This is a genomic window from Streptomyces sp. NPDC058864 (genome assembly GCF_042742985.1).
Classification (GTDB): Bacteria; Actinomycetota; Actinomycetes; order Streptomycetales; family Streptomycetaceae; genus Actinacidiphila.
Genome location: NZ_JBHYMQ010000009.1, coordinates 22,090 through 28,089, shown reverse-complemented (window position 1 = coordinate 28,089; position 6,000 = coordinate 22,090). Strand labels below are relative to the sequence as shown.

The window sequence follows — 6,000 nt, the reverse complement described above, 5'->3', positions numbered from 1 at the left end:
AACTAACAGGCCGCCTCCATGTCCATGGATCTCGCGGGGCGCTTCGCCTCACCCCCGTCCCGGCACGGACGCCCCGCACCCCCGTGGGGCCGCGTGGCGTGCGCCACGCGGCCCCTCCGTCGTACGTGCCCGTACGCCCGGGCGTACGGCTGCCTCAGAGGTTCACGCCGAAGTCCTGCGCGATGCCGCGCAGGCCCGAGGCGTAACCCTGGCCGACGGCGCGGAACTTCCACTCGGCGCCGTTGCGGTACAGCTCGCCGAAGACCATCGCCGTCTCCGTGGAGGCGTCCTCGGACAGGTCGTAGCGGGCGAGCTCGTTGTTGTCGGCCTGGTTCACCACGCGGATGAAGGCGTTGCGCACCTGGCCGAACGACTGCTGGCGGCTCTCGGCGTCGTAGATCGACACCGGGAAGACGATCTTCTCGACCTCGGCCGGCACGGTGGCCAGGTTCACCTTCACCTGCTCGTCGTCGCCCTCACCCTCGCCGGTGAGGTTGTCGCCGGTGTGCTCCACCGAGCCCTCCGGGCTCTTCAGGTTGTTGAAGAACACGAAGTGCTTGTCCGAGACGACCTTGCTCTCGGCGTTGACCAGGAGCGCGCTCGCGTCGAGGTCGAAGTCGGTGCCGGTGGTCGTACGGACGTCCCAGCCCAGACCGACGGTGACCGCGGTCAGTCCCGGGGCCTCCTTCGTCAGCGAGACATTGCCGCCCTTGGAGAGGCTGACACCCATGGGATCCCTGCTCATTCCGGCGCGGGCCGCGCCCCTTGACGATTCCTTTGCCCAATCGCTCAACGGCTCTGCCGGGGCGCGGGTTCCCGGCGCCGCACCCGTTCACCTGAGTGCCGTACACACCCGTACGACGGCGGCGGGAGCGGTAGAAAGGACCCATGGCCACCGGCTCCCGTGCTTCGTCCGACTCCTCCCCCGGCGCCGACGACCCCGGGGGCACCGCCGAGGAGATGGTCAGCGCCCTGCTGACCGCGTCGCGGCTCCTCGTCGCGGTCTCCGCCCGCTCGCTGGCCGCGGTGGAGGAGGCGCTGGCCCTGCCCCAACTGCGCATGCTGGTCGTCCTGGAGACCCACGGGGCGCTGAACCTCTCGCAGCTCGCCGCGGAGCTCGGCGTCCAACCCTCCACGGCGCTGCGCATGCTGGACCGCCTCGTGGCGATCGACATGGTCGCGCGCGACACCTCACCCACCGACCGGCGCACGACCGTCATCTCGCTGACCGCGACCGGGCGGCGCACTGTGAACGACGTCACGGAGCGCCGCCGGACCGAGATCGCCCGCATCGTCGACGTCATGCCCCCGGGACAGCGCCGCCACCTCGTCCACGCCCTCCAGGCCTTCGCCGAGGCCGGCGGCGAACCCCCCGTCGGCGAGCACGACGCCCGTCACGTCGGCTGGTGACCCTCACGCACGCGTGCCACGGCGGTCGGCCGCGGCGACCGCCCTGGCGACGCGGTTCCCAGCCGACCGCACGCCCCGGATACTTCCGGGGTCAGCGCCCGGCGTCGGCGGAGACCTTCCCGGGGCTGTCGACGACACCGCTCGCCATGACGGCGTCGATGCCGTACAACGTGTCGGCGCTACCGCCGGTGCCCTTGTGCGCGGTCATGTAGGACCGCGAGCCGAGGTAGGCGAGGGTCTTCTTGTTGAAGATCCATTCGTCCCGGGTGGAGGACCCGGGGTCCTGGCGCGTGATGCCGATGCCGTGACGGCCCGCCGCGTCGACGGCGTCGGGCACCACGGTGACTCCGGGGATCTTCTCGACGACCTTGTACAGCGCGGAGGCGGTGGCGGGCGGCATGATCGTCGAGCGCAGCAGCTCACCGACGTTCCGGAAGACGGTCTCGTCCTGCGACAGGTCGCCCCAGGGCTCGGTCTGGGCGTAGAGCAGGGTGCGCAGGGCCTCGGGGTCCGTGGGCAGCGCGGCCAGCCACTTGTAGGTGGCGTGGTCCAGGCCCGCGCCCACGGGCGAGGTGCTGACGATGGGGACCAGTTCGCCGGGCATGACCGCGTCCTTGCCCGTGTCGCGGATCCACCCCGTCCTGGTGGTGGGGCCGGAGCCCTGGGCGGTCCACACCTCGTGCTTGCCCGGCGCACCGAGCCGGACCGGGCCGTTCAGGGCGCCCTTGTTCTCGCGGCTCAGGAACGCGACGTACACGAACTGGCCGTCCTTCACCGGCTTCACGTCGCGTGACATGGCGGCGGCGGCGATCCGGTCGAGGGTGACGGCCGCGCCGTTGTCCTTCGCCGGCCCGGCGGCGGAGGGCCGACGCGGGGCGGAGGTGTGGTCACCGCCGGACGCGGTGACGACCAGCACTCCGGTCAGCGCGGCTGCCACGGGCAGGACCATCGCCGGGCGGAGCCGACGGCTGAGCCGTGCCATCGGCGTCCGGGCGTCGGAGATGCTGTCCTGGTCGATCTGTTGCATCAGAGCTTCCTTGTGGTGGAGGTGACGGCTCGGCGAGAGGTCCCAGACGGGCGAGGCCGCCAGCAGTTCTTCCGCGGCACTCCGGGCGGAGCCGGTGCCGTGCGGATACTCGGCGTTCATGGGGTTTCCTCCTGCAGAAAGAGCGCCGCGAACGCGGCCTCGCTCTCTATCCCTCCGCGGGCGCCGTCCGGTTCCACCCTCGTGCCGGACGCCGGTGCGGCACTCAGCCCGGCCAGTCGGTTCCGGGCGCGTGAGAGCCGCGAGCGCACGGTGCCGACCGGGATGTTCAGAGCCTCGGCGGCCTGCCGGTAGTCCAGCCCGGCCGCCACGCACAGGGCGATCACTTCCCTGTCCTGGCGGCGCAGCCGGCGCAGCGTGTCGTGCACGGCGGCCAGGCGGCGTGCGTCGTCGATCCGGCCGGCCGTCTCGTCCGCGAAGTCCTCGACGGGGCGGGGCTCCGGGCTGCGCGCGAGGAAGGCGAGCTTGCGCCGCAGTCCGCGGTTGGCGTTGTGAGCCTTGTACGTGGCGATGCCCAGCAGCCACGGGGTGAGGGAGCCGCCCTCGGGCTCCACGGTCTCCCGCACGCGCCATGCGGCGAGGAACGTCTCGGACAGGACGTCCTCGGCCTCCGACCAGCTTCCGGTCAACCGCAGCGCGTGGTTGTAGACCGCTCGCGCGTTTTGCTCGTACAGGTCGGCGAAGGCGGAACGGTCTCCCGCACGTATGCGCCCACGCGGCGACTCCGCCGGTTCTCTTTGCGTCACATTCATTACCCTCCGCCGCCCCGGCCGAGTTCCTGTGTCCGCTGTCACACAGCTGCCGGGGATGCGTGAAAGTCATGGAAGCACACGCCCACGGACGCATCCGGCACCTGCCGGCAGCCCCCTCGAAGGCCACGACTCCAGCACCATCTGCGCCTGGATCCCGGAGGACCCAGGCGGCTTGGACGTACATCGGCCTCCCAGATACCATGCAATGCATGGAACCTGATGTGGCAAGTAACGGCGGCTCAGGGAAGGCTGAAAGTCAGCTCCGCAAAGGAGTGCTGGAGTACTGCGTCCTGGGGCTCCTGCGGAACGGCGCTCGCTACGGAGTGGAGCTGCTGGAGATCCTTGGCGCGGTCAGCGTGATGACCACCAGCCAAGGGACCATCTATCCCCTGCTGGCCCGGCTGCGCCGTGACGGCTTGGTGGACACCACATGGCAGGAGTCCCCGAGCGGGCCGCCGCGCCGCTACTACGTGCTCACTCCCCAGGGCGAGGCGGCGCTGGCGGAGTTCACCGAGATCTGGCCGCACTTCCGCGCCGCCGTGGACCGCTTCATCGCTGATTGAACGACCTACTTCGCACCTTCCATTCGGAGATCCACTGTGCAGAGCATCGAACATCCCCTTGTGGTGGCCTACCTGGCAGCTGCGGCACGCGAGGCCGCAACCCTGCCGCCAGAGCGCCGCAATGAACTTCTTGCCGATCTGACCGAGCACATCGAGGTGGCCCTCGCCGAGCGCCCGGCCCGGAACGAAGCCGAGGTAAGGGCCGTACTGGATCGCCTCGGCGACCCCCGCACCATCGTGGCCACGGCCCGGGAAGGCGAGGCCGCCGCACCTCCGGTCAGCAAGTGGTACAGCCTGGCCCCGTTGATCCTGCTGCCGGTGGCCGGCCTCATCGTGGGCGCCAGCCCCCTCCTCGGGGGCATAGCGATGATCGCGGGCGTCGTGCTGTTGTGGAAAGCGCCTCACTGGAGCAGACGCCACAAGACCATCGGCACCGCGGCCGCGCTTCTCGTGCCCATGGGCGCCGCGCTTGCCGGCCTGGCCTTCGCGACAGCGGGGCGGCTCAACGAACCGGTGCTGCTCACCCTTCTCGCCGCCATCACGCTGGTCCCGGCGGCGGCATCGGTATACCTCTTCCGAGCCGGGCGCCATCTGTCTCCCTGACGACCGATGTCGCCGGTCTCATCAAATGCGTGACGGACCACGCACAGTGCAGGTCCGCCCAATCCGCAGCAGGCCCGGCTGCTTGCACAAGTTCGGCGGCTCGCAGCGGGCCGGGTGAGGACACGCGAAGCGGGCGGGCAGGGGAGCTCCGGTTGATCCCCTCCCCAACTGCCGGGCACGACGGGCCGGCCGGTTCACGGGTGCGTGCGGCGGCGAACACGCCCAGGCCGAGGCCCTCTCCCGCATCGCCGCCCGCAAGCCGTACCGCCTCACGCCCGAAGCAAGAGAGGACGCCGAAGGCCACCAGCGCATGATGTGCCCGGCCGAGGCAGGCAAGGTGCAGTGCCCCGCTCAAGCCCCACGTCCTCGGGCGCGGCGCCCACCTCCCGCTCGTCGACCCGCAGCCCAGTCCGATCGGGCCCCTCGAGGTCTGACGGCCGCGCGCGATCACGCTCGCCCCAGAAGAAGGAGCCGAGCACTGGCGGGCCCTGGACTACGGCGACGAACAGCGGCAGAAGATCTGCTTCCGCCTCCGCAACAGCGCCGAGGGCTTCAACGGCTTCGCCAAGAGCCCGCTCGCCGAGACCATCGAATCCTCACGATCCCGGCCCATCCGCGGACAGCGCCCCATCAGGCGCACCAACCGCAGACGCAAGACGAAACCCCTTGGCACCTGGACGCCAACCGGCCACCTGGCACCCGCCACTTGAGTGACGTGCCTCACAATTGATCATCGCGGATACGAAAGAGCCCCCTCGGTGACCGCAAGCGGCCAGCGAGAGGGCTCCAGCACGTGAGGAATGCGGCGACCGCCCCAGCCGGCAGGACGACCCCTCGGTCAACACGAGAAACGGACCCCGGACTGCGACCTTCGTCACTGTCCGGAGCCCGTTTCGTCGGTACTCCTGTGTGGGGCACCGACGAAATGCGCCGATCAGCGGCTTACGCAGAGCCAGGGGAGATCGTTTCCCGCGAACATCAAGATCGTTTCCCACGGACCAGCTCATGCCAGGTCGCATCCCGAGCGAGGCACCATTCGGACTCGGCGCCGCAGCCCTACCTCATACCCGCCTCGCATTAAAGAGCGCTCGCTTACTTTACGCGTCAAGTAATCTGATGCCATGCCTGACGTCATGCCGCAGCAGGAAGCGGTCCCGGAGGGGACTACGCCCCTCAACCCGGACGAAGAGGCGGTCGTCCGGTCGCTGCACCGCGTCATCTACGCACTCCCCCGCGCCATGGACGCGGATCTAGTCCGCGAGCAGCGGCTTCCGCTGACCGAGTACATGGCCCTGATGCACCTATCCGAGGCACCGGGGCGGCAGATGCGGATGAGTGATCTCGCCGTCGCCTGCGAGCGGTCGGTCAGCGGGATGACACGGGCGGTCCACCGACTGCAGGGCGACGGGCTCGTCCAGCGCGTCAAGGACACCCAGGACGCCCGCGGCTGGAACGCAGTCCTCACTGACGCGGGCCTCGCCCGGCTACGGGAGGCATGGCCGACCAATCTCGCCTCCGTGCGGCGTCGCTTCCTCGACCACCTCGACGGCCTGGACCTCAAGGCGCTCGCCGCGGCCCTGGCGAGCATCGCCTCCTGACGCGACCGCACCGACGGTCATGTCCGCCC

7 protein-coding genes are annotated in these 6,000 nt (G+C 70.1%); 4 read left to right on the top strand and 3 right to left on the bottom strand.

Translation table 11 applies throughout. The annotated features are described in order from the left end of the window. Positions 1-154: 154 nt before the first annotated feature. Entirely contained in the window at positions 155-730 is a 576-nt protein-coding gene (locus tag ACFW3D_RS09755; protein WP_431959002.1) for a TerD family protein, read from the bottom strand. A 158-nt stretch (positions 731-888) separates the two neighbouring features. Between ACFW3D_RS09755 and ACFW3D_RS09750 the strand changes: the two genes are divergently transcribed. Then, positions 889-1,410 (top strand): MarR family winged helix-turn-helix transcriptional regulator, encoded by a 522-nt coding sequence (locus ACFW3D_RS09750; protein WP_500503273.1) that lies wholly within the window; start codon positions 889-891, stop codon positions 1,408-1,410. A gap of 91 nt (positions 1,411-1,501) precedes the next feature. Here the strand turns inward: ACFW3D_RS09750 and ACFW3D_RS09745 are convergent, their stop codons facing one another. Then, on the bottom strand, positions 1,502-2,557 hold the full coding sequence (locus ACFW3D_RS09745; RefSeq protein ID WP_500503271.1) for a CU044_5270 family protein: 1,056 nt from the start codon (positions 2,555-2,557) through the stop codon (positions 1,502-1,504). Next, a complete protein-coding gene (locus tag ACFW3D_RS09740) occupies positions 2,554-3,207 on the bottom strand; it encodes an RNA polymerase sigma factor (RefSeq protein ID WP_500503269.1) in 654 nt (217 codons plus the stop codon). The genes ACFW3D_RS09745 and ACFW3D_RS09740 overlap by 4 nt, the downstream gene beginning before the upstream one ends. 209 nt (positions 3,208-3,416) lie before the next feature. On the opposite strand from ACFW3D_RS09740, the gene ACFW3D_RS09735 reads away from it, so the two are divergent. From ACFW3D_RS09735 to ACFW3D_RS09725, 3 genes are all read left to right on the top strand, one after another. Further along, positions 3,417-3,770: a PadR family transcriptional regulator gene (locus ACFW3D_RS09735; protein WP_500503268.1), complete on the top strand. Its 354-nt coding sequence runs from the start codon at positions 3,417-3,419 to the stop codon at positions 3,768-3,770. 36 nt (positions 3,771-3,806) lie between these two features. Next, positions 3,807-4,373: an HAAS signaling domain-containing protein gene (locus ACFW3D_RS09730; protein WP_500503266.1), complete on the top strand. Its 567-nt coding sequence runs from the start codon at positions 3,807-3,809 to the stop codon at positions 4,371-4,373. A gap of 1,121 nt (positions 4,374-5,494) precedes the next feature. Continuing rightward, positions 5,495-5,971, top strand: a complete 477-nt coding sequence (locus ACFW3D_RS09725) for a MarR family winged helix-turn-helix transcriptional regulator (RefSeq protein WP_500503264.1) — start codon at positions 5,495-5,497, stop codon at positions 5,969-5,971. Positions 5,972-6,000 lie beyond the last annotated feature (29 nt).